This is a genomic window from Adlercreutzia muris (assembly GCF_008831045.1).
Lineage (GTDB): Bacteria > Actinomycetota > Coriobacteriia > Coriobacteriales > Eggerthellaceae > Adlercreutzia > Adlercreutzia muris.
Genome location: NZ_WAJS01000006.1, coordinates 20,846 through 42,820 on the forward strand (window position 1 = coordinate 20,846; position 21,975 = coordinate 42,820).

General features: G+C 63.4%; 18 protein-coding genes. 14 read left to right on the top strand and 4 right to left on the bottom strand.

Going from position 1 to position 21,975, the window contains the following annotated elements:
- Positions 1-15 precede the first annotated feature (15 nt).
- The 6 genes from F8D48_RS12090 to F8D48_RS02790 all read left to right on the top strand — a co-directional run bounded on the left by F8D48_RS12090 (position 16) and on the right by F8D48_RS02790 (position 4,930).
- A complete protein-coding gene (locus F8D48_RS12090) occupies positions 16-198 on the top strand; it encodes a LuxR C-terminal-related transcriptional regulator (protein WP_151429873.1) in 183 nt (60 codons plus the stop codon).
- Between the two features lie 96 nt (positions 199-294).
- Positions 295-1,446 (top strand): ATP-binding protein, encoded by a 1,152-nt coding sequence (locus F8D48_RS02770; protein ID WP_151429874.1) that lies wholly within the window; start codon positions 295-297, stop codon positions 1,444-1,446.
- A 296-nt stretch (positions 1,447-1,742) separates the two neighbouring features.
- Positions 1,743-2,618, top strand: a complete 876-nt coding sequence (locus F8D48_RS02775) for a bifunctional hydroxymethylpyrimidine kinase/phosphomethylpyrimidine kinase (protein WP_151429875.1) — start codon at positions 1,743-1,745, stop codon at positions 2,616-2,618.
- A gap of 112 nt (positions 2,619-2,730) precedes the next feature.
- Positions 2,731-3,015 (top strand): type II toxin-antitoxin system RelB/DinJ family antitoxin, encoded by a 285-nt coding sequence (locus F8D48_RS02780; protein ID WP_150838739.1) that lies wholly within the window; start codon positions 2,731-2,733, stop codon positions 3,013-3,015.
- A complete protein-coding gene (locus F8D48_RS02785) occupies positions 2,996-3,439 on the top strand; it encodes a type II toxin-antitoxin system VapC family toxin (protein ID WP_135970475.1) in 444 nt (147 codons plus the stop codon). The genes F8D48_RS02780 and F8D48_RS02785 overlap by 20 nt, the downstream gene beginning before the upstream one ends.
- Before the next feature lie 279 nt (positions 3,440-3,718).
- Positions 3,719-4,930 carry an ATP-binding protein gene (locus F8D48_RS02790; RefSeq protein WP_016309969.1) on the top strand — a complete coding sequence of 404 codons (1,212 nt, stop codon included), beginning with the start codon at positions 3,719-3,721 and terminating at the stop codon, positions 4,928-4,930.
- Between the two features lie 246 nt (positions 4,931-5,176).
- On the opposite strand, the gene F8D48_RS02795 is transcribed toward F8D48_RS02790, so the two are convergent.
- A complete protein-coding gene (locus tag F8D48_RS02795) occupies positions 5,177-6,370 on the bottom strand; it encodes an FAD-binding protein (RefSeq protein WP_240806192.1) in 1,194 nt (397 codons plus the stop codon).
- 134 nt (positions 6,371-6,504) lie between these two features.
- Here F8D48_RS02795 and F8D48_RS02800 point away from each other — a divergent pair, with 134 nt between their 5' ends.
- Both F8D48_RS02800 and F8D48_RS02805 read left to right on the top strand, forming a co-directional pair.
- A complete protein-coding gene (locus tag F8D48_RS02800) occupies positions 6,505-8,079 on the top strand; it encodes a helix-turn-helix transcriptional regulator (protein ID WP_240806193.1) in 1,575 nt (524 codons plus the stop codon).
- Between the two features lie 306 nt (positions 8,080-8,385).
- On the top strand, positions 8,386-9,087 hold the full coding sequence (locus F8D48_RS02805) for a hypothetical protein (protein WP_151429876.1): 702 nt from the start codon (positions 8,386-8,388) through the stop codon (positions 9,085-9,087).
- On the opposite strand, the gene F8D48_RS02810 is transcribed toward F8D48_RS02805, so the two are convergent.
- The gene (locus F8D48_RS02810; protein ID WP_151429877.1) at positions 9,041-10,462 is read right to left on the bottom strand and encodes a helix-turn-helix transcriptional regulator; all 1,422 of its coding nucleotides are present in this window, start codon (positions 10,460-10,462) and stop codon (positions 9,041-9,043) included. The two genes, F8D48_RS02805 and F8D48_RS02810, sit on opposite strands and share 47 nt — an antisense overlap.
- Positions 10,463-10,789: 327 nt before the next feature.
- On the opposite strand from F8D48_RS02810, the gene F8D48_RS02815 reads away from it, so the two are divergent.
- Together F8D48_RS02815 and F8D48_RS02820 are read left to right on the top strand one after the other, a co-directional pair.
- Positions 10,790-12,424 (top strand): FAD-dependent oxidoreductase, encoded by a 1,635-nt coding sequence (locus tag F8D48_RS02815; RefSeq protein ID WP_151429878.1) that lies wholly within the window; start codon positions 10,790-10,792, stop codon positions 12,422-12,424.
- Positions 12,425-12,657: 233 nt separating this feature from the next.
- Complete coding sequence (locus F8D48_RS02820; RefSeq protein WP_151429879.1) at positions 12,658-13,086, top strand: hypothetical protein; 429 nt, start codon at positions 12,658-12,660, stop codon at positions 13,084-13,086.
- Positions 13,087-13,196: 110 nt separating this feature from the next.
- Here the strand turns inward: F8D48_RS02820 and rd are convergent, their stop codons facing one another.
- On the bottom strand, positions 13,197-13,361 hold the full coding sequence (gene rd / locus F8D48_RS02825) for a rubredoxin (RefSeq protein ID WP_135970482.1): 165 nt from the start codon (positions 13,359-13,361) through the stop codon (positions 13,197-13,199).
- Between the two features lie 405 nt (positions 13,362-13,766).
- Here rd and F8D48_RS02830 point away from each other — a divergent pair, with 405 nt between their 5' ends.
- From F8D48_RS02830 to F8D48_RS02845, 4 genes are all read left to right on the top strand, one after another.
- Positions 13,767-15,125 carry a C45 family autoproteolytic acyltransferase/hydrolase gene (locus tag F8D48_RS02830; protein WP_151429880.1) on the top strand — a complete coding sequence of 453 codons (1,359 nt, stop codon included), beginning with the start codon at positions 13,767-13,769 and terminating at the stop codon, positions 15,123-15,125.
- A gap of 92 nt (positions 15,126-15,217) precedes the next feature.
- Complete coding sequence (locus F8D48_RS02835) at positions 15,218-16,564, top strand: C1 family peptidase (protein WP_151429881.1); 1,347 nt, start codon at positions 15,218-15,220, stop codon at positions 16,562-16,564.
- 126 nt (positions 16,565-16,690) lie between these two features.
- Positions 16,691-18,955 (top strand): APC family permease, encoded by a 2,265-nt coding sequence (locus F8D48_RS02840; protein WP_205717315.1) that lies wholly within the window; start codon positions 16,691-16,693, stop codon positions 18,953-18,955.
- Between the two features lie 65 nt (positions 18,956-19,020).
- Positions 19,021-20,541, top strand: coding sequence for an APC family permease (locus F8D48_RS02845; RefSeq protein ID WP_151429882.1), 1,521 nt, complete (start codon positions 19,021-19,023; stop codon positions 20,539-20,541).
- Between the two features lie 280 nt (positions 20,542-20,821).
- Here the strand turns inward: F8D48_RS02845 and F8D48_RS02850 are convergent, their stop codons facing one another.
- The gene (locus F8D48_RS02850) at positions 20,822-21,859 is read right to left on the bottom strand and encodes a threonine aldolase family protein (RefSeq protein ID WP_151429883.1); all 1,038 of its coding nucleotides are present in this window, start codon (positions 21,857-21,859) and stop codon (positions 20,822-20,824) included.
- Between the last annotated feature and the right edge of the window lie 116 nt (positions 21,860-21,975).

A 21,975-nucleotide genomic window follows, 5' to 3' on the forward strand; every position in this document is an offset into this window, starting at 1 on the left:
TGGCGATTCTCGCAAGTGCCGAAAAGGAAAACGTCAAAACCGCCATCTCCCAAGTTGAGGCGTTTTCCCGGGGCATTCGGATTATCGCCGCGGGAGTCTGAGGTGCTCGAGTACCTTTTGAGGGGCTACACCGTTGCCCGTCTCAGGGAACAGCTGTTTATATCGCCGAACGCGGGAAAGGGGTGGCGCGTGCGATAATACTGAGATATATTTTTGCGTATACGGTATATTTATAGCTTAGTGGTATATTACTTATATAAGCACTCTTAGAGAATGGACAAGTGAGGTGAAATCATGTGCCAGAACCCCTTTACTCCAGCCTTTGGTGGTAAGCCTCAGCACTTTTTTGGTCGCCGATCTGAGCTTTCTCTGGTAGGAGACGCTTTGGATAACAGCCTTAGCCCCCATCGCGCTCTCTTCATTACAGGCAACCGCGGGTGCGGAAAAACGGCACTTCTTGAGCAGGTCTCCGAACTGGCCATAGCTCACAAATGGCTTGCTGTAGATGTTCATGCTGAAGATGCTCTCATGTCTGCCGTGAAAAAACTCGCCGGCGGTACCCAGCGAGAAGAAACGCGAAACGCGCAACCGGAAGCATTCGGCGTAACGTTGGGGGGAGTGTCCACGACGTTATCTACAAGCTTCACGGGCATCGACCTTTCCGATTTGATCCAAGAAAAGCTTGATGGATTGCGCTCGCCCAGGGGGATTCTCATTACAGTGGATGAAGCGCAAAAGATGTCGGAGCGCGATGCGGAGGGACTTTGCACGGGCGCTCAGATGGCCATGCGAAAAGGCTACGCAGTTATGCTCGTGCTGGCCGGTCTGCCCGAATCGAAAGAAAAAATAGCCACTTATCGTGGTTGCACATTTATGGAGAGAGCTTTTGACATCAAACTTTCAAGCTTACTCATTGATGAGACCTACGATGCTTTTCGTGGATTACTGGCGCTGAGCACGAACTTGGTCGCTGACGAAGAGGCCATTGATCATATGGCCCGCTTCAGCTTAGGGTATCCCTACCTTATGCAGCTCATTGGGTTTTACGCTGTCGAAGTAGCTGGTGACTGCCAAAAAGGACAGTGGGTATCTGTGGGGCCAGGAGACGTGGCGGTGGCTGAGATGACCGCCTATGCCGCCTATCGCGAAAATGTACTCAAGGCAGCTTTGCGGCCTGTGCGCAATGGGGTGCGGGGATATCTCCACACTATGGCATTGCTTCTTGATGCTGATGGACGCGCTGAAACGCGGAAGATTGCCGCAGCCTTGGAAAAGGAGCCGTCTCAGTGCACCATGATGCGCCAGCGACTTATTGACCGACGGCTTATTGTGGCGGATGGCCGCGGATTCGTTCGCTTTAACCTTCCCTATCTGGGTCAATATCTTCTTGAGGAAGAATTTGCTGACGAAAACGCTACGTCGACGCCAGGTGCATGGTTATTCTAGTGCTTGTGTTTTAGGGCTCATCCTCTACCGGCGTAAGTTGCCGAACAGGCCGCGCATGAGCTGGCGGCCGGCCTCGCAGCCAATCTGACCGACGACAGAGTTCGCCGTCTTCGCCATCTGCTCACGCTGCTTCTGCTCGGCCTTGGCGGCAGCGGCGACTGCGACGGGGCGGCGACTACGGCTCTGCCTTGGCCTCTGGCCGCCAACAGTTCGCTGGCGTTCGGAAAAATCTAAGGTCGTGCCTGCGGCGCAAGGGGTAGAATCGGCTGCGATTACCCAGTGGAAGGAGCATTCCCATGACCCATGCGCCCCAGGCAACGGCCCTCTACGAGCGACGCGAGGGCTATATTCCCCGCGTGGCAGCCATCCATGACCTGTGCGGCTACGGCAAGTGTTCGCTTGGCGTAGCCATTCCCGTGCTGTCGGCGGCCGGCTGCGATGTGTGCCCGGTGCCCACGGGCCTGTTTTCCAGCCACACGGCCTTTCCCGGCTGGTACATGCACGACACGACCGACATCCTTGCCGACTACCTGGCCGCCTGGGCCGGCATCGGCGTGGAGTTGGACGCAGTGTACTCGGGCTTTCTCGGCGCGCCCGAGCAGGTGGACATCATCAAGCAGGTGTGGGACACCTACCCGGACGCGCTGCGCGTGGTGGATCCGGTGATGGCCGACCACGGCAAGGTGTACCCCACCTACACGACCGAACTCGTGGCCGCCATGGGCACCCTGGCCGACGGGGCCGACATTCTCACGCCGAACCTCACCGAGGCTGCCATTATCCTGGGTCGCGAATGGGAAGGTGCCGACGTGGACGGGGAGACCGTGCGATCTATCATGGGGGCCCTGCGCGAGCGCGGCGCGAAGAACGTGGTGCTGAAGGGTATCGAGCACGGTGACGGCCTCATCCACAACTACGTGTGGGGTGATTCGGTTGATTTCACCGAGACCACCAACGCGAAACTCCCCTATATGCTCCACGGCACCGGCGACGTGTTCGCCAGCACGCTCCTGGCTGCGGTCATGGCCGGTCGCGACTTGGCTTGCGCCACGGCCTTCGCGGCCGACTTCACCGCCGACGCCATGGTGGTGTCAGCCAAACAACCCGATTTCGAGGCCCGCGGTGTCTCCTTCGAGCCCCTCTTGGGGAAGGTGACGGCGCTTTTGGGCTGAGCGAAAAGGAGGTGAGGAGGGGCTGCGCGGTGATCCGGTGCAGCCCCTCCTCCTTGACAGCGGTTCTTCTGCCATCTAGAATGTATGACATGTCATACGAAAGGTGGTCGCCATGGAATCGGTACTCACGGTGCGTTTGGACGGCGCGGTGAAGGAGCAGGGGGCCGCAGTCATGCAAAGGTGCGGCTACACGCCCTCGGCGGCAGTGCGGCGTCTGTTCGATTACGCGGTGCGCCACGACGCGCTGCCTTTCGAGGCTCAGGAAAAGCCCTCTCGTGAGGAGATCCGCCGTCGCGTCGCCGCGTTCGACGCCTGCCATACGACGGGGCCTGCGCTTTCCGACGACGAGGTTCGTGCCCAGCGATTGGGGGAGCGCTATGGAACTGATGCTCGATAACAACATCGTGCTCGACCACATCCAGCGACGCGAGCCCTTCTACGAGCTGTCGCGGCGTGCGTGCCTGCTCGGCATTGTGGGAGAAGCGAACACCTACATCAGCGTGAGCATGCTGACGGATTTGTTCTATCTGCTGCGGAAGGACTTCGGAAGTAACGGGGCCCAGGCTATGCTGGAGAACAACCTGTCGTTCTTGAAGCTTGTGAGCGTGACGCCCGAGGATGCTCAGGTGGCCCTTCGCGCACGATGGAACGATTTCGAGGACTGTCTGGTGGCCCGCTGCGCCGAGAAGATAGGCGCCGACTACATCGTCACGCGCAATGTGAAGGATTTCGCCGCCTCGAAGGTGGAGGCGGTTACGCCCGAGGAGTTGTTCACTCGCCTCGAGCAGCAGGGCTTCATCTACGAGGAGATTGACTGGTAGGAGTGGGGAGAGCGAAATCGCGTCTGGGGAGCGCATTGAACGGCTTAGGACCCTCGGCGAGCAGAAGCGCGCACTTGTGAGTATGGTTCGGGGAAATAGCTTGGGTGCTCTGGACAGAGAATAGGCTTCCGGTTTCTATTCGTAGAATGCCCCGTTTTCGAACGTTTTCCGATTACTAGTCGGAAAATTTTCGAAATTCGGGATTTATCTGATTACTAGCAAGATAAAATAGCACCGTCGGCTACAAGGACCGCTTTAACGGGCAAGGAGGGCGATACCATGATTCGACGACCGTTCTACATGGACAAATTTCGCGATCTGCACTCGTCCGAGGTAGTAAAAGTCATCGTGGGCGTACGCCGGTGCGGCAAATCGACTTTGCTCAAGCAGTTGCGCAATGATTTGGTGGAACAGGGCGTTTCTCCCGAGGCCATCATCTATATTGATTTCGAGTTGCCCTCAAATGCTCCCCTTACGGATACCTCGGCGTTTCTTTCCTTTGTCGGCGAGCGAGCGCGACAACAGAGCCAGTCCTACCTTTTCGTTGACGAGGTGCAGGAGCTTGAAGGATGGGAAAAGGCTATCAACGGGCTTAGGGCTGAGTTCGGGTTGAACATCTATGTGACGGGATCGAACGCTCGCATGTTCGCGGGAGAGGAGTCGACGTATTTGGCGGGAAGGTATGTGAGCGTGCCCGTATTCCCGTTGTCGCTTGCAGAGTTTTGCCAATTTACCAGTGTCGAGGCGTCCGACCCCCGGGCGGTTGAGGGGGCCTATCAACTCTGGCTGCGGGAGGGGTCGTTTCCCGCTGTGGCCCTTGCTCCCAACGAGGCGCTCAAACAGGCCCTTCTCGACGGTATTTACGAGTCGGTATTCACGCGCGACATTATCCTGCGAGGTAGAATTCGCAACGAGGCCGCATTCGTGCGCGTTGCGTCCTTCGTCCTGGAGAACATCGGGAACTTGACATCGGCTTCGGCCATTGAACGGGCGCTGAAATCGGGCGGCCACCGGGTGGGGGCCGAAACCGTCGACAGCTACCTGCGCCTTATGCAGAGCGCTCACCTGCTCTATCGCTGCGATCGCTTCGACATACGGGGGAAGGAGCGCTTGCGCACCAACGGGAAGTACTATGTCGTGGATCCGGGGCTGCGAAATCGCGTCATCGGGTTTCGACAGAGCAATCATGGTCACGTTACCGAGAATATGGTGTACCTTGAGCTCGTCAGGCGGGGCTACGAGGTAAGTGTCGGAACGCTTCCCGGCTGCGAGATCGACTTCGTGGCGCAGCGGGAAGGAGCGCTCCACTACATCCAGGTGAGCGAGACGGTGGCCGACCCTGCAGTTCTTCAGAGGGAGCTTGCTCCTTTCGCGAAGTTGAGGGACGCCCATCCGCGGGTTCTCATCACGAAGGACCGGTCGGACTATGGGCAGGAAGGCGTCCGCCACATGAATCTCTTCGACTTCTTGTTGGGCGAGAAGCTGCCATAGCTTTCTAGAGACCGTCTGGGGCGCTGGTCGAGAGGGGCTGAGGCGTTGGCAAGGCGTCGCCCGCATGTCATCATGATGGGACGTTCTTCAGGCCGCCCCTTGGGTCAGGCTGCCTGGTTCTGGCAAAAAAGGACGCGCCCCGCGGGAGGGAATGCGGGGCGCGTAAGGGGAGGGTAAAGTTCGGGGGCGGATGTCGACCTTGGATCGAGACGGACGGCTTTCAGGCCGTCTCGGTCCGATCGGCGCCTAGTTCTCGGCGGCGTGCTTGCCGGCTACGCGGCCACTGGTCATGGCGTTGCCCATGTTGTTGCCGGCCGAGGGGCAGTTATAAGCGTTGCCGTAGCGCTCGCCCATGGTGTTGCCCACGGCGTACAGGCCGGGAATCACGTCATTCTTCGACGCGGTGAGCACCTGCATGTTGCCGTTCACGCACAGGCCGGCCAGCGTGTTCAGGCCCGGGCCGTACAGGTTCGGCGTGTTCTGGGCGGCGATGTAGAAGGGGGCCTCGTCGATGGGGATGAGGTTGTCGGCCGGCTTGCCGAAGTCGGTGTCCTTGCCGGCGGCGCACAGCTCGTTGTAGCGCTCGACGGCGGCCTTGGCGCTCTCCAGCGCCTCGCCTTCCAGGCCCGCGTTCGCGAGCACTTCCTCCACCGTGGAGCCCACGAACACGTCGTTGGTCATGGCCATGCCGCGGTTGGCGATTTCCAAACCGCGCACCGTCACGGTGCCGGCCGCGGGATCGGCGGCATCCATCTGGGCCTGATATTCCTCGATGCCCTCGGGGAATCCCCAGTTGGGAGCGCCGTGATCCAGGCCGCCCGCCTTGATGTAGTCCATGTGCTTCTTGTCCATGATGGCGAAATTGCCCTGCATGGCTCCCTCCGGGTTGATGGGCTGGCGCACGGACTGGGCCAGCACCAGGCCGGCAAAGGATTCGTTCATGAAGCGCTCGCCCTTGCAGTTCAGCCACAGGCAGGGTGTGGATCCCCAGGGGCCGAACGAAATGGAGGGTGCATCGCCGGCTACAGGACGCGGATGGCTCTCGATGGCACCGCCGGCCCAGCAGCCCATCTTGTGGCCTGAGCCGTCGCAGTCGGTCATGCCTGTGAGCATCTCGCGATCCACGCCGTGGCGCATGGCGTTCTCGGCGCATTCCGAGCACAGCTCCCATACCATATCGGTGTTGGCACCGAAGTCGCCTGTGGCCAGAATGACGCCTTTGGCAGCGTTGAACTGCACGTAGTTGCCGTCGGCGTCCTCGGCGATAACCCCGGTTACGGCGCCAGAGTCGTCCGACAGGCAGCGCACGGCAGTCATGCCGCAATGCCACTCGGCGCCCAGATCCTCGGCGGCGTCGCGGCAGTAGGTCTCGATCTCGGTGAGACGCGACACCTCAGTCAGCCCCGCTTTGCCCACTGGCTGCGCGTTCTGGGTGCCCACGGTTTGATGCCCTCCGGTAGTCGCGCCGCCTCGCCCCACGCGATCTGGCGGTGCTTTGGGAGGGAACGCGCAGGCGACGGCTCTCGGCGACAGGGTTGCCGGCGCTGCTGCGCACAAGGAGAAAAGAGCGAGCTATGGCGAAGTCCGCCGATATGCCCGACGCAGTGCCGCGGGCCCCTCGTCCCTTCCGCGGCGATGGGGATGGCGCCGATCCGTCACGCGGGATGCTGGCTCTTCTCGTGCTCGGGTTGGGCTGCCTGTTCTCGTCGCTGCTCATCTACTCCGGCACGGTCATCAGCTTTCTGCGCTTCCCCGTCTTCAGCCTGGCCTTGGGCCCTGCAGGCTTCATGGGGATGTTCGCCGAGACGACGCTTCTGGCGGCTACGCTGATCGCGGCCGTGCTGGCGGCGATGAGCCTGCGCCGTTCCCGTCCGCTGCCCTTCATGGCCCTCGGGGCCGTGGCGGCCGTGGCGTACCTCTGCTGCGCCCTCGGCTTCGGTTTTGCCTGCCACTTCGCCGTCGATATCCCGACGGTCTATCTGCTGCTCGGAGCGGCTGCCGCGGTGGCCGACTGCGGGATGGCGCTCGTGTGGGGCCGCGTGTGCGCACGGCGGTTGCCCATCCGTCTGGCCCTGGTGGTGGTCGGCGCCGCTTCGGCGTTCTCGGCCGTCCTGTGCTTCCTGTACGGATGGCTCCCGTTGGAGGGAATGCTGGGGCTGCTGTTCGTGTGCTCGGCCGTAGCGGCGGTGGTGCCCCTCGCGGTGCACGAGCCGCCCGCTCCGCAAGGAGAGCCCGCCGCTGCCGACCGGCCCGCCCTGGCGTCGCTGTTCGATGTGGCCGGCATGCCGAGCCTGGGGCTGGTGGCCTTCGCCTTCGCCATGGCGGTGATGCGCACGGCCTTCAACGAGGGGCAGGGCGCCTACTTGGGGGCCCTGGCGCTGTCGGGCGCGGGAGTTGTGGCCTTTGCGTTGCTGAAGCGCGGGCCGTTTCTGCTTTCCGGGGGCCTGCAGCAGACTTTTCTCCCCATCTTCGCCCTGGTCGTGCTTGCCGGCGTCAGCATTACCGCCACGCTTGGATGGGGCGGCGGGGCGTCCGACTGGCTCACCTACGGATTGTACTCGATGGCTGCCGTGCTCACCTTGGCCACGCTCTGCGCCGTGGCCCATGCCGGGGAGTTCTCGGCCGACCTCGTGTTCTCGGTAGCGCTGTGCGCGTTCTGCGGTGCCTCGTTTCTGGGGCAGCAGGTGGGCGGCGCGCTTCCCGACGAGATGATCTCCGTCACGGTCACCCTCACCACCATGCTCTACGCCTTCGCGCTCGTGCTGGTATCCCACGTGCGTTGTCGCTCCGAGGCGGATGGTATCCTCGGCGATGCGGGGGCTTCCGGGGAGACGTTTCCGGTTCCTGCGGTTGGGAGCGGCGCCCCGGTTGCGGGGGCCGAGGAGGCCTCGTTGCCCGATGCAGCACGAGGATGCGAGCCCCTGGGGTTTGCCGGCCGTTGCGCCGCGCTCGCCGACGCCCACGGCCTGACGGCCCGCGAACGGGAGATCCTCACGTACTTGGCCGAGGGCCACAACGGATCCTACATCGCCAGCGCCCTGTTCATATCGCCCAACACGGCGCGCACCCACATCCACAACATCTACCGGAAGCTCAACATCTCCTCACGCGAGGACATCCTGCGCCTTACCCGCGAGCCGCGCTCTTGACGGGCGTGGAGCTGTTCGCCGAACAGGGGTGCGGTACAAGCATCGCTCCCGCCCCCGAGGTGGAGGAGACACACTAGCGTGGGGTACGTCGAGAGACATTCGTGGGCGATAAACAGCAGGGCGCCCCGCGACATTCGCCGGGGGCGCCCTTTGCCTGCGTACGTGGTGAGGCGCCCTCTCGATTGAGGAAGCGCGCGGTTGCGGCGTTAGTTCCGCACGGCGTCCTTGATGAGGTCGTTCAGCTCCTCGTCGGTCAGGTTGTAGCTGTACATAGTGCTGTAGTACGCGCGGGCGAGAGGTTTTCGGATGCTGTTTCTTTTAACGGGCGAGGTTCAGATAGGGAAGACGCGCTGGCTGGAGAAGCTCGTCGCCGACCTGGCCGAGTGCGGCGTGCTGTGCGCCGGGGTGCTCGCGCCGGGGCAGTGGGTGGCCTCGGCAGGGGAGCGGGCCGACGGAAACGGCTACGAGAAGCTCGGCATCGACAACGTGCTCTTGCCCAGTGGCGAGTGCATCCCCTTCGCGCGCCGGGGCGACTTGGCCCGCGCCGACGGCACCTTCGACGAGGGATCCCAGGCCGCCCGGGCGGAACTGGCCTGGCATATATCCGACGCGGCCATCGAGCACGTGAACGCCCACTTCGAGAAGCTGCGCTCTCTGGCCTGCGCAGAATCTGTCCCCGAATCGGAAGGGTCGCCCCGCCTTCGGCGCCCTGGCCTGCTCGTCGTGGACGAGCTGGGCCGTCTGGAAATCTGGCGCGGCGGCGGCCTGACCGAGGCGGTGGGCCTGCTCGCCGAGGGCCCCTCTGCGGCGTTTCCCCATGCGCTCGTGGTGGTGCGCGACTATCTGGCCGACGACGCCGAGGCCCTGCTCGCCGCCGCGTGGCCCGATCGCATTCGCATCGCTCCCGACAAGGAGGGCCGGGCAGCCGTCCTGTCGGCGGCGCGTGCGGCTGAGCTTCTCTCTAGCTCTCTGCCATCAGCAAGTCGAGCAGTTCTTGGCGGGTGTTGATGCCGAGCTTCTCGTAGATGTGGCGCGTATGGGCCTTCGCCGTGCCCTCGGCGATGATGAGCTCGCTGGCCACGCCGGAAAGCGACTTGCCCTGGGCGAGAAGCTCCAGCACCTCGCCCTCGCGTGGCGTGAGGCGCCCGCGGGCGGCTACTTCCGCGCAACGGTGGGCAATGCGGCCGTGCTCGTCGTCTTCTGCGGCGCGCTTCCCTAGGAAGGCCAAGCCCCAACGCTCGTCTATCTCGCGCTTGTTCAGCACGAGAAGCGTGACAATCGCGATAACGGCGACGGCCGCCACGGATCCCACCGCAGGGCCGAGGGCGCCGAAAAGCCCCTGCCCGTCGAGGGCCTCCGCAGCTCCTCGGCCCACCCAGCTCACGAGCAGCAGTGCCTCCTCGATGCCGAACAGGAGAAGGGCGCTCACGCCGAAGCGCTTGGCAATGTCGCAGAGGAACAGCAGCACCAGCGCGTTGAACAGCATAACGCCGAGCGCGGTGCAGAAGCTGCCGGCCACGCTGCCGCCGATGCCGAACAGCGGCACGATGAGCAGCCCGCAGCAGATGAGCATAGCCGGAGCGCGGTAGAGCGTCGAGAGCGGTAGTCGGCTGGAAAAGCGCCATACCCACACGAAGAGCAGCACGCCGCCGACGAGGGTGGTCCAGGTGGAGTGGGAGCCGATGAGCGAGGGATGCTCGGCGCTGATGGCGGCGGAGCTGTAGCTGGCCACCAGCTCGAACAGCGCCAGAATGAGGAAGAACTTCCAGGGAATGAGCCGGCGTCCCGAAGCGGCGGGACGGTCTTCCGCGGGGATGTGGCAGCGGTAAGACCGGTGGGCGAGCGCTGCGGAAAGCGCGGGAAGCGCGATGAGCACGCCGTAGAGGTACTCTTCGCGGAAGCCTTGGAGCAGGAACGTGAGCAGCACGCCGCCGATGATGGTGAGCGCATAGTACAGCGCCACCCGGGCGGCTCCCAGGCAGCTGTAGATTTCGCACCACAGGAGAATGAGCAGGGCCGATCCGGCTCCGCCGGCGAGGGTGGCGGGGGCGACGAGGGGTGCTGCGGCTGCGGGCCAGATAACGGCTGCGGCATTCGCAGTGGCGGAGAAGCCGAGCAGAAGCGCGATGGACGGATACACCCACCGCTTGCTCGCCAGGGGAGCGAGCCGTGAGGAAAGCAGCGCGACAGTTACTGCGCACGCCGCGAGTACGATGTCGTAGGAGAGGTGGCCGGCCGCCGTGTTCACCGGCATGGGACAGACGGGGTTCGCATAGGAGAGCGACACCCAGGCACGCCACAGGGCGAACCCGAGAAACGACAGCGGCATATCTGCTATGGAGGCAAGCGAGCGCGTAGGCTGCGCAGCTGCATCATGGGTCATGGCGCGTCCCCTTCTCCCAGCCGATTCCCCAATGGGCGCCGGCGCGCTGCTGAGGGCTGTCGCCCGCCGGCGCGGCTCCGGTATCCGCGCACCATTATAACGTGCACTGCGGCTCTCCCTTCTCGGGGCAACGATTTCGACTCAGAGGGCGATCGGGATATTTTCCCAGGAAAACGGGGTGTTTACGAGAAAGGTTTACAAAGATAAACAGGGAAAGCGCTGCGCGGTGGATGTGCGGCCGAAGGCAAAGCGGCCATAGTGGAATCGCTCCTGACGCCTTCGCAGAACGTCGGGCAGGGAAGGAAACGAGACCATAGGAGGGTTCCCATGCACACCATTGCCAATGTTAACCAGGCTCCTGATTCCGCGTCGCTTACCCGTCGCGGGCTGTTCAAGCTCGGCGGTTTGGCCACCGCCGTAGCCGCCGGCACCGCCCTTGCCGGCTGCGCGCCCCAACAGGGCACGCCCGTCGCTTCCACGGGCGAGGGCGCTGCGGCCTCCGATGGCACGCCGAGCTTCCTGGTGCCGCCCGAGCCCATCACCGAGTTCGACGAGACTCGCGATTACGAAGTGGTTGTCGTGGGCGCCGGCGTATCCGGCATGGCCGCCGCACTGTCTGCCGCCGAGGCCGGCGCGAAGATTGCCTGCGTGCAGCGCGAGGCCACGCCCTCTTCCCAGGGCAACATGGCTGCTGGCGTCGATCTGAACCAGACGAGCGAGGCCGGCAAGCAGGCGCTCATCAGCTACCTTATCAAGTTGGCCGACCACCGCAGCAACCGGGCGCTCTTGGAGGCCTGGGCCGACAACTCCTTCGAGGCCCTGGCCTGGTTCAAAGAGGCCGCCTCGGCCGGCGGCATCGACGTGAACCCCGATGAGCCCCAGGCCGACCGCATGCTGCACATTAACGGCTACGACGTGTACCTGCACGCCAACACCTACTTCCGCATCGGCCACGACGAGGTGGTGAAGGCCATCGCCCCGGGCGCCGAGGCCGCGGGCGTTGAGTTCTTCTACAGCTGCCCGGCCGTGCAGCTTGTCACCGACGAGGCGGGCCGCGTGACCGGCGTGGTGTGCGAGGAAGACGGCAAGCATGTGCTCTTCAACGCCAGCAAGGGCGTTATCCTGGCCACGGGCGACTACCAGTGCGATCCCGAGATGGTTGCCTACTACTGCCCCGACATCAAAGAGTTCCCGCCGTGCCAGATCAATCGTACCGGCGACGGGCACAAGATGGGTGTGTGGGCCGGCGGCGAAATTGAGCCGACCACCCATACGAAGATGATCCACGATGCCCGCGTCGGCCGTGTGGACACGCCGCATCTGCTGGTGAACGCCAAGGGCGAGCGCTTCATGTGCGAGGGCCCCATGCAGGGCTACCTGAACAATTACGTGCGCGACTACATCCACGAGGCCGATGGCGATGCGGCTGCCGGCAACCTGTACACCATCGTGGATGCGAAGTGGCAGGATCAGATTGCGGAATGGAAGGCCATCGATCCGGAGATCGATGCCTCCAACTGCATGTGGTACTACGAGGGCAACACCATCGAGGAAGCCTGCGCCGCCATGGCCGCCGACACCGAGAGCGGCGCCTATAAGCTGGATGCGGCCGCCGTGCAGGCCACGGTGGACCGCTACAACGAGCTGTGCGCCAAGGGCGCCGACGACGACTTCGGCAAGAATCCCACCTTCATGCGCGCTGTGGACACCCCGCCCTTCATGGTGGTGCCCCACGAGTTCGGCATGGGCCTGTCGGCCATCATCGGAGGCTTGCTCATCAACGCCGACAACCAGGTGCTGAAGGCCGACGAGCACACTCCCATCGAAGGCCTGTTCGCCGTGGGCAACGTGTCCGGCTGCTTCTACGGCGGCGTGGACTACCCCATGGACGTGCTCGGCCTTTCCATCGGCCGCGCCATCACCGGCGGCTACCTCGCCGGCAAGCACGTGGCCGCGCTCTAGTCGGCATCGGGGCGGCCGTCGGGTTTCGTACCGCTTCCAAGGGACGCGTTCCGCGTCGCCGCTCTCGCGGGGGTGTGCTGCCTGCACCCACATGTTCTCGCCCTCCCCTTGGCGAAGGCCCGCTTCCGGCGGGCCTTCGCTTTCTTACGACATTGAAAGCCGTCGTGTAAGGACGGAAGGAGGGAAAGCGGCTATACTGGCGGTAGACCATTTCGATACAGGAGGTATCTGCTATGACCGAATCGCAAAATGTGCCGCAGGGTGAGAGCTGCGATCCCTACCAGGGTCAGCAGTCCTATCAGGCTGCGCCCCAGCAGTCCTATCAGGCCCAGCAGCCCTACCAGGCCAGCTACGAGCAGCCGCAGGTGGCCTATCAGCAGGTGTACGCCCAGCCCGTGGCTCCGGCGGCGCCCGCGGCTCTGTACCCCATGACCGACACCGATCGCACGCTGCGCCTCGTGGCGTTCATTTTCGTTATCCTGTCGCTCGTGGGCTCGTGCTGGCTCATCATCCCGCTGGCGTGGATGATTCCCATGGCCGTTATCAGCTGGGGCATTTACAAGGGCACCAAGGCCAACACCGTGGCCTTCGGGGTGTGCACGCTGATCTTCTGCTCGCTGGTAGCCGGCATCCTGCTTCTGTGCTCCAACAAGGACCGGTAGCCTTTCGCAGGGTGCTCGGTCTTCCCATTGCCGAAACGAAACGCGGGCGCTCCGAGAAAGGGGCGCCCGCGTCGTTGTCGGCTACATTGCAGTAGCCATCGGCGTCGCGCTTACTCCTCGTACAGCGAGAAGTCGTCCTTGCCGACGCCGCAGACGGGGCAGACCCAGTCCTCGGGAATGTCGGCGAAGGCGGTGCCGGGCTCGATGCCGCCGTCGGGATCGCCCACCTCGGGGTCGTAGATGTAGCCGCACACATCGCAGATGTACTTGTCCATGGATGGCCTCTCTTTCAAGGTTGGGGCGGCGTGCTCGTCGCCTCCGGTGCTTGCAGATGCGAGCCCATGATGCCACTGGCCAGCCCGCCACGGCCGCTCCCGACGAAGCCGAAACCGATTTGTGAAGTAGGGCGCTAGCAGGAAGAAACCCAAGGCAAGCAGGGGGAAACTAACCCGTAACGGCGCAGAAACGGAAATACCAGCCGAAACCTAATCAATCACTGCCGAGCGCATCATGGGGGGCAGCATTTCCCATGAGGAAGTCCACCGCCGTCCGCAGGGTCGAGCGGGGCTCGCTGTTGCGTAAGCGCTTTGGCCGTGGCCGGACGCGCCCGCGCCGGCGACTTCCCCATCCGAGAGCGTGATGGCGTCGCGTCCGCGAGACGCGCAGGAAAGGAGCAGGCAATGGTTACCGCCGAGCAGCAAAAGATTATCGACCGCGCCCAGCTGCAACAGGTGAACGGCTGGCAGCACTTGAAGGTGAAGGGCACTCCCTACGAGTGCGGCTTCCAAGAGGGCTACCTGCTCGTTGACGAGTACAAAGACGCCCTGCGCGTCTATAAGTTCATGACCTTGGAATCTTTCGGCATGACCTACGAGTGGTTTGCCGAACAGGCACTGAAGCTGCACCGGGGCATGATTCCCACTCGCTGGCTGGAAGAGCTGCGCGGCATGGCCGAGGGCCTGACGGCCGCCGGCGTGCCCACCACCACCGACGACATGATCGCCTGGAACGACTGGATGGAGATCACCGGCTACTGGTGGCCCCAGAACGCCGGGAAGGTCATGAGCCGCCCGCTTATGAAGACCCACCGCAAGGAGCACTGCTCCGCCATCGTGGCCACCGGTTCGGCCACTGTGGACGGCAAGCCCTATCTGGGCCACGAGAGCTTCGACGAGTTCTGGAGCGGCCAGTACTTCAACGTGTGCAAGCGCGTGGAGCCCGACGAGGGCTATGCCTTCATCATGCAGGCCTCGGCCCCGTGCATGCTGTCCTCCATGACTGATTTCTATGTGACTGCCGCCGGCCTGAACATCACCGAGACCACCCTGGCCGGCTTCGACCGCTACGACGACGCCGGTATGCCCGAGTGGGTGCGCATCCGCGACGCCGTGCAGTTCTCGGCCACCATCGACCAGTTCGTTGAGCGGCTGAACAAGCAGAACAACGGCGGTTACGCCAACGCCTGGCTCATAGCCGACCACAACACCGGCGAGATCGCCCGCTTCGAGCAGGGCCTGGCCTTCACGAGCTTGGAGCGCACCTTCGACGGCGCCTACTTCGGCTGCAACGCCGTGTTCGACCCGCGCATCCGCAACCTGGAGTGCAAGGACAACGGCTTCAACGACCCGCGCCAGCAGACCGGTGCCCGCCGCCAGCGCTGGATGGAACTGATCGATGCGTACTACGGAAAGATCGATCTGGAGGTCGTGAAGAAGATGCTGGCCGACACCTACGATGTGTATCTCGGCTATAACTGCCCGTCGAGCCGCTGCATCTGCGCCCACTACGACGTGGACCCGCAGTACTACGCCGACGATCCCGATGCCGTGTGGAACATCCCGTTCTACCCGGCCGGCTCCTGCGACGCCAAGGCCGCCGGTCCCGACGACGTGAAGCATATGAAGATGTGGGGCCGCTACGGCCGGGCCGACGGGGTGGAGTTCGTGGCGCGCGACTTCATGGACCAGCATCCGCTGTGGAAGTGGATGGATGGCTACCTGCAGGATCGTCCCACCCAGCCCTGGACCCTGTTCGATTAAGAAGCCGGGAACCCGGATGCCGCGCCTCTCCACGGCGCTCGCGTCCTTTCCATATACCGCATTAGCCTATCGAGGATAAAGGAGCATAGATTATGGAAATCTCAAAGGAACAACTTGCGAAGATGGCTCAGGCCTATAAGAAGGCCGAAACCCAGCATGTGGCCCAGCGCGCCGTCACCAAGAACGGCATTCTGGCGTCGGCCGAGAGCGTGGAGGTGCTCGAGTCCATGAGCCCCAAGAACTTCGCGTTCTCCATCGACGTGGACGACCAGGCCGTGGCCAACCAGAAGATGTCCGGCCGCTGCTGGATGTTCGCCTGCCTGAACGTGCTGCGCTTCCATATCGAGAAGGAGCTTGACCTGCCCCGTGGCACCTTCGAGCTCTCCCAGGCCTACCTGGCGTTCTTCAGCAAGCTGGAGCGCGCGGCCTGGTTTATGGAGCATGCGGTGGCCACCGCCGACAAGGCCCTCGACGACCGCGAGGTGGACTGGCTGTTCAGCGCTCCCATGGCCGACGGCGGCGACTGGGACATGGTGTGCGCCCTCGTGAAGAAGTACGGCGTGATGCCCCATTCCGCCATGAGCGAGACCCACTGCACCAATGATACCGCCGAGCTGAACACCGTGCTCTCGCACCTGCTGCGCCAGGATGGCCTGAAGCTGCGCACCCTGGCCCAGGAGGGCAAGGACACCAAGGCGGTTCAAGAGGAGATGCTCACCGAGGTGTACCGCATCCTGGCTGTCTGCTTCGGCGAGCCTCCGGAGAAGTTCGACTTCACCTACAACGACGCCAAGGGTAAGTACCACGCCGACTTGGGCCTTACCCCGCTGGAGTTCCTGAAGAAGTACGTGTCCATTGACCTGGACGATTATGTGGGCGTCGTCAACGTGCCGGGCGAGGCGAACCCCTACGGCCGCCTGTATGCCGTGCAGGACTCCGACCAGATTCCCGAGCGCCGCAACCTGTACCTGAACGTGCCCATGGACGAGCTGAAGGGCTACGTCATCGAGTCGCTCAAGGACGGCGAGCCCGTCTGGTTCGGCTCCGACGTGCTGCAGCACTGCGATCGCGAGGCCGGCGTCATGGACTTCAACCTGTTCGATCTGGAGTCGCTGTTCGGCGTGAAGTTCACCATGGACAAGGCCGAGCGCTTCGCCACCCATGAGAGCCTGCCCACCCACGCCATGACCATCGCCGGCGTGGACATCAAGGACGGCAAGCCCACCAAGTGGAAGATCGAGAACAGCTGGGGCACCGAGAACGGCGGCAAGAAGACCGGCAACAACGGCTACTTCGTGTGCAGCGACGAATGGTTCGACAACTTCGTCTACGAGGTGGCTATCCGCAAGGACCGCCTGAGCCCCGCGCTGCAAAAGGCCCTGGATTCCGACCCGATCATCTGGCCGTTCTGGAACACCTTCAACCCGGTGTCTGCCTAAGGACACCCGCCGGCCGCACGCCCATCGCGCAGTCGGCTCCGCGGGCACCCAAGCCCGCACACACTATCCGCTGTCCGGCGGATCGGGACGCGACCGTTCCGCCGGACCTTCTCGTGAGGGGTAACAATGAGCTCCCAAACCGCATCTCACCCGGCGAAGGCACCGGCGAAGGGCGCAGCGAAGGCCAGCAGTGGAGCCTATATCAGCCTCATGGCACTGGTCATGATGAACGTGACCATCATCGGCAGCGTTGCCAATGACGTCCAGCAGGCTTATTACGGGCTGTCCTCCGTCACGCTCTTTATCATCGGCGCTCTCGTCTTCTTCCTGCCCACCGGCCTGGTGGCCGCAGAGCTGGCCTCCGGCTGGGGCCAGCGCGGCGGCATCTTCCGCTGGGTCGGCGAGGCCTTAGGCCCCGGTCTGGCATTCACCTGCCTGTTGATCCTCTGGTTCCAGACCTCCATCAACTTCGGTATGGGCGTTGCATCCGCATCGGCCACCATCGGCTTCTACACACCCGATTGGGACTGGGCCGTGCAGTTCATGAACCATCCGGAGAACCAGTTCTTCATCATTCTGGCATGGCTGGCCTACTATTGGGGCCTGACTTTCCTGGCCACCAAGGGCGTGAAGGCCTTCGCCCGCCTGACCAAGTACGGCGTCATCATCGGCACGTTTATCCCGCTGGCATTCATCGTCATCTTCACGGTGGTGTGGCTGGCCCAGGGCAACGTGTCCAATGTGACCCCCACGCCCGAAGCGTTCAACCCCTTCGGCGACGGTTTCAGCCTCACCAACCTGGCCCTGGCCGCCGGCGTGTTCTTCAGCTTCGCGGGCATCGACATGAACGCCGCCCACATCAAGCAGCTGAAGAAGCCGCAGAAGGAATTCCCCCTGTCTATCTTCATCGCCATGATCCTGACGCTGATCATCTTCATCGCCGGTACGGTGTGCATCGCCATTGTCACGCCGAAATCCGACATGAATCTGGTCTACGGCCTGTTCCAGACCTATAAGATCCTCGGCGCCACCTTCAACTGCCCGTGGATCTACGTGGCCTTCGTGTGGGTCGGCCTCGGTGCCTCCATGGCATCGCTCGTCACCAACATGGCCGGTCCCTCGTTCATGCTCGGTCAGGCTGGCCGCTCCGGCTTCCTGCCGAAGGTGCTGCAGAACTCCAACAAGCACGGCATGCCGAGCCGGCTGATGTACCTGCAGATGACGTTCATGACCCTCATTGCGTTTCTGTGCTTCCTCATCCCGAACATCGAGGGCTTCGTCGTGCTCATCACTCAGGCCATTACCATCCTGTACATGATGTACTACGTGCTCATGTTCGTCTCGTTCTTGAAGCTGCGCCGCGATCAGCCGAACCGCCCGCGTCTGTTCAAGGTGCCCGGCGGCAACGTGGGCGCGTGGCTCGTGGCTGGCCTTGGCCTTCTGGCCTGCTTGTTCGGCATCGTGCTGGCCATCATCCCGCCGGCCCAGGTGGCCGAGGAGGTGGGCAGCCCGGTGACCTATGTGGTGGTTATCGTGGCCATCATCGTAGTCACCTTTGCCATCTGCTTCGGTGTGTACCAGGCCTCCAAGCGCCATAACTGGGTGGACGAGAACAACGTGTTCGCCCCGTTCACCTGGCAGCTCGAGGGCTTGAAGAAGCCCCAGAAGGTGCTGTCCAATGTGCCGTCCGAGCTGATGAGCGAGGGCCAGAACCCCATGGGCATGCCCATTAAGAAGCTGTGGAACCCCAACGAGCAGATCGTGCTGCCCGACGAGTACGTGCACGGCAAGCACCATCCGTCCTCTCCGGCCATTGAGGCTGGCGACGATCCTGCGGCCATGAACCATCCGGTGAAGACCAGCGGCACGTCCATTGGCGCACTGGGCGCCATCCCCATGAGCCAGCCGACGGTGATTTCGAAGAAGGCCGGTATTGGCACGGCCGCCACCGTGGGGCTGAAGAAGGCCCCCGCGGTGTCGACGCCGGTAGAGGGAACCGAGCCGGTGCGGCTGGATGCTGCGGTGCCCGCCGCCCCTGCCGATGAGGTGGCCGCCCAGTCGGTGCCCCGCGACCCGGTGGCCGACGCCAAGCGGGCCACCGAGGCCGAGCAGGCTGCCCGTGCGGCGGCGAAGGCCTCCCAGGAGAAGGCCCATGCCTACGAGGTGGAGGCCGAGGCCCTGGAGCAGCAGGTAGAGGCCGATAGCGACCTGGCATCTGCCCGCCGCGAGGTGAAGGAGGCCAAGGCGGCCGCCGACCAGGCCCGACGCGAGGTGGGCCATCCCACAGCCGGTGCCGAGGGCGCGGCGAGTGCGGCTGCGACGGGTGCCGAGGGCGCTGACGCTGCGACCGGCGCTGCTGGCACGGCCCCGAAGGCGTCCGACCATAAGTAGCCAGCAACGAAACGGGCCGCGCCTCGGGCGCGGGGCGCGGCCCGCCCAGGATAGAGGTGTTCTCCATGAGCAACAACGCAAAGACAACTGCGGGCGCCCCGCCGAAGGCCTCCGCATCGGTCGCGGCCGCCGTAGGCGGCGCGGCATCGGTCAGGGCGGCGGATCCGGGCAAGGCCGCCCGTCTCTCGATGCCTGAGAACAACGGCGAGAAGGTGACGAAGCCGACGGTGGCCACGAAGCAGAACGCCGGCGACGACTTCAAGGCGACCCTCACCGTGAAGGATATGGTGGTGTGGGGCCTGATCACCATGGTGCCCATTTCCCCCATGGCCGTCTACGGCGGCGTATTCGCCGATTCCGGCGGTATGCCCACCCTGGCCTTCCTTATCGGGTTCGTGGCCGTGCTGTTCTCGGTGTTCTCCTTCGGCATCATGATCCAGCATTTTCCCTCTTCGGGCTCTATATTCACTTATGTGAGCCATGTGTTCGGCAAGCTTCCCGGCTTCATCGCCGGCTGGCTCATGCTTCTGCAGTACCTGGTCAGCCCGGCTATGGTGTACCTCATCGCCGCCATCGCCATCCATTCCATGTTGCCGGACGTGCCAATTCTGGCCCTGTGCTTCAGCTTCCTTATCATCGTGGCCATCGTGTCGCTCATCGGCATGAAGACGGCTATGGTGGTGAACAAAGTGGCCCTCGTGGCTCAGCTGGTGATTCTGGCGCTGTTCGTCGTGTGCGGCGTGATGTTCGTGGTGCAGCATCCTGAGAGCGCGAACTTCTCGCCGACCAACCTGTTCAACCCCGCGAAGTTCGAGTTCGGCGGCACCATGTCCGCGGTGTCGTTGGCCGTCATGTCCTATGTGGGCTTCGGCGCCATCGCCACCTTGACCCAAGAGGCGAAGGACCCCCAGCACGGGCCGTCGCGCGCCATGATGGTGATGGCCATCGTGCTGTGCGTGCTGTATGCGCTGCAGTGCTTCATCGCCACCTGCATCGACCCGTCGGGCGCCGCTTTCGCCGGCAACACCGACAATGCCTTCTACCTGGTGGCCAAGATGGCCGCCGGCCCCTGGCTCATGGTGGTGTGCGCCGTGGGCGTGGCCTTGGCTCAGGGCGTGTTCACCGCTATCGCGCAGCAGAACTCCATCGCCTTCGTTATGTTCACCATGGCCAACGGCGGCTGCCTGCCGAAGTTCATGGCCAAGATGGACAAGCGCACGAATTCCCCGCTGAACGCCGTCGTTTTCATCATCGTCTTGTCGGTGGTGCTGACCCTGGTCTTCCATTTCAGCAACATTGACATGAACACCGTGGTGAAGATCTCGAACTTCGGTGCGCTGTCCACCTATGTGATGCTGAACGTGTCGGTCATCGTGTTCTGCTGGTTCCAGCTGAAGGAGCGCACGGGGGCCAAGGCCGTGGCCATGCACTTGGTCTTCCCGGTGCTCGGCGCACTCGTGTGCTTCGGCATTCTGATGTCCGTGGGCACCGTGGCCCTCGTCGTCGGCGTGGCATTCATCCTCATTGGCATCGTGTACTACCTGGTGCTGACGAAGGTGCTCCATCGCCAGATCAACCTCGGGTAGGAAGCGGGGCGCGTCTCCCCATTGAAGAGGGCGGTCGCACAGGTTGGCGCAACGACAACTTGGTGCGGCCGCCTTTTTGCACGCAGAAAAGTTGCCATATTCCCTTCCCTCATGTTGCAAGCGAAGGCCTCGCCTTCGGGGAACTCCCTATTCGCCGGGCCCAAACGTCTTCCGGGGTCGTAGGGGCACCCTAGCTGACGGCGCAACTGTGGGGATGACGATAGGGGTCTTGCCGGCAGCCACGCGACGGCGGCAATATCATGATAGCGGCAGCGCCGCGTTAAAGTACTGCGGCCAGGGCCTCTTCCAGGGCTGTCAGATCATCGGCGGTGGTGGACCAGCTGGTGACGAGGCGGATGGCGGTGTGGGTCTCATCGACCCGTTCCCAGAAGCTGAAGCGGATGCGCTCGGCCAGAGCCTCCATCTGGGTGTTCTCCAGCACGATGAACTGCTGGTTGGTGGGGCTTTCGCGGAAGAAGGTGCAGCCGGCCTCGCTCAGGATGCGGCGCAGCTCGGTGGCCGCGTCGATGGCGGTGCGTCCTACCTCGCCGTAGAGACCGTCGGCAAATAGCGTGTCGAACTGCACGCCGAGCAGGCGACCCTTGGCCAAGAGCGCCCCGTGCTGTTTCGCGTGGGTGAGGAAGTGGGCGGGCATGGCGCCGCGCGGGAACACCACGGCCTCGCCGCAGAGTGCCCCGCACTTGGTGCCGCCGATGTAGAAGGCGTCGCAGAGGCGCGCGATGTCAGCCAGGGCGACGTCGGTATTGCGGGCGGCCAGGCCGTAGGCGAGGCGCGCACCGTCCAAGTACAGCGGAATCTCGTAACGGTGGCACAGGGCCGAGAGCTCTTCCAGCTCGGTCAGCGAGTACAGGGAGCCTAGCTCGGAGGGGTGCGCGATGAACACCATGCCGGGGAACACCATGTGGTCGTGGCTCGCGTCGCCGTAGAAGGTATCCAGGTAGGCGGCCACGTCGGCTGCGCGCAGCTTGCCGTCGCACTCGGGCAGGGCGATTACCTTGTGTCCCGTCGCCTCGATGGCGCCCGCCTCATGCGCCGCGATGTGCCCGGTGTCGGCTGCGATCACGCCTTCGTAGCCGGCGAGCAGCGACGAGATCACCACGGCGTTGGTCTGCGTGCCTCCCACCAGGAAGAACACGTCAGCCGCAGGGTCATCGCAAGCCGCGCGAATGCGCTCTGCAGCGCTCGCGCAGAACCGATCCGTCCCATATCCCGAAACTGGTTCGAAGTTCGTTGCCGCCAGCGCCTCCAAAATCCGCGGATGCGCACCGGTGGAATAGTCGTTCTCAAAAGAAATCATGGATGCTCCTCAGTGTCGCGGTCTCCCCATTATTCCACAATGGTGAAGGCGACGAGCTGTCGCGCAGGCTTCGCGTTGGTCGAGCCTCTTTCCTTCTTCAGCAAATTCGGGGAACG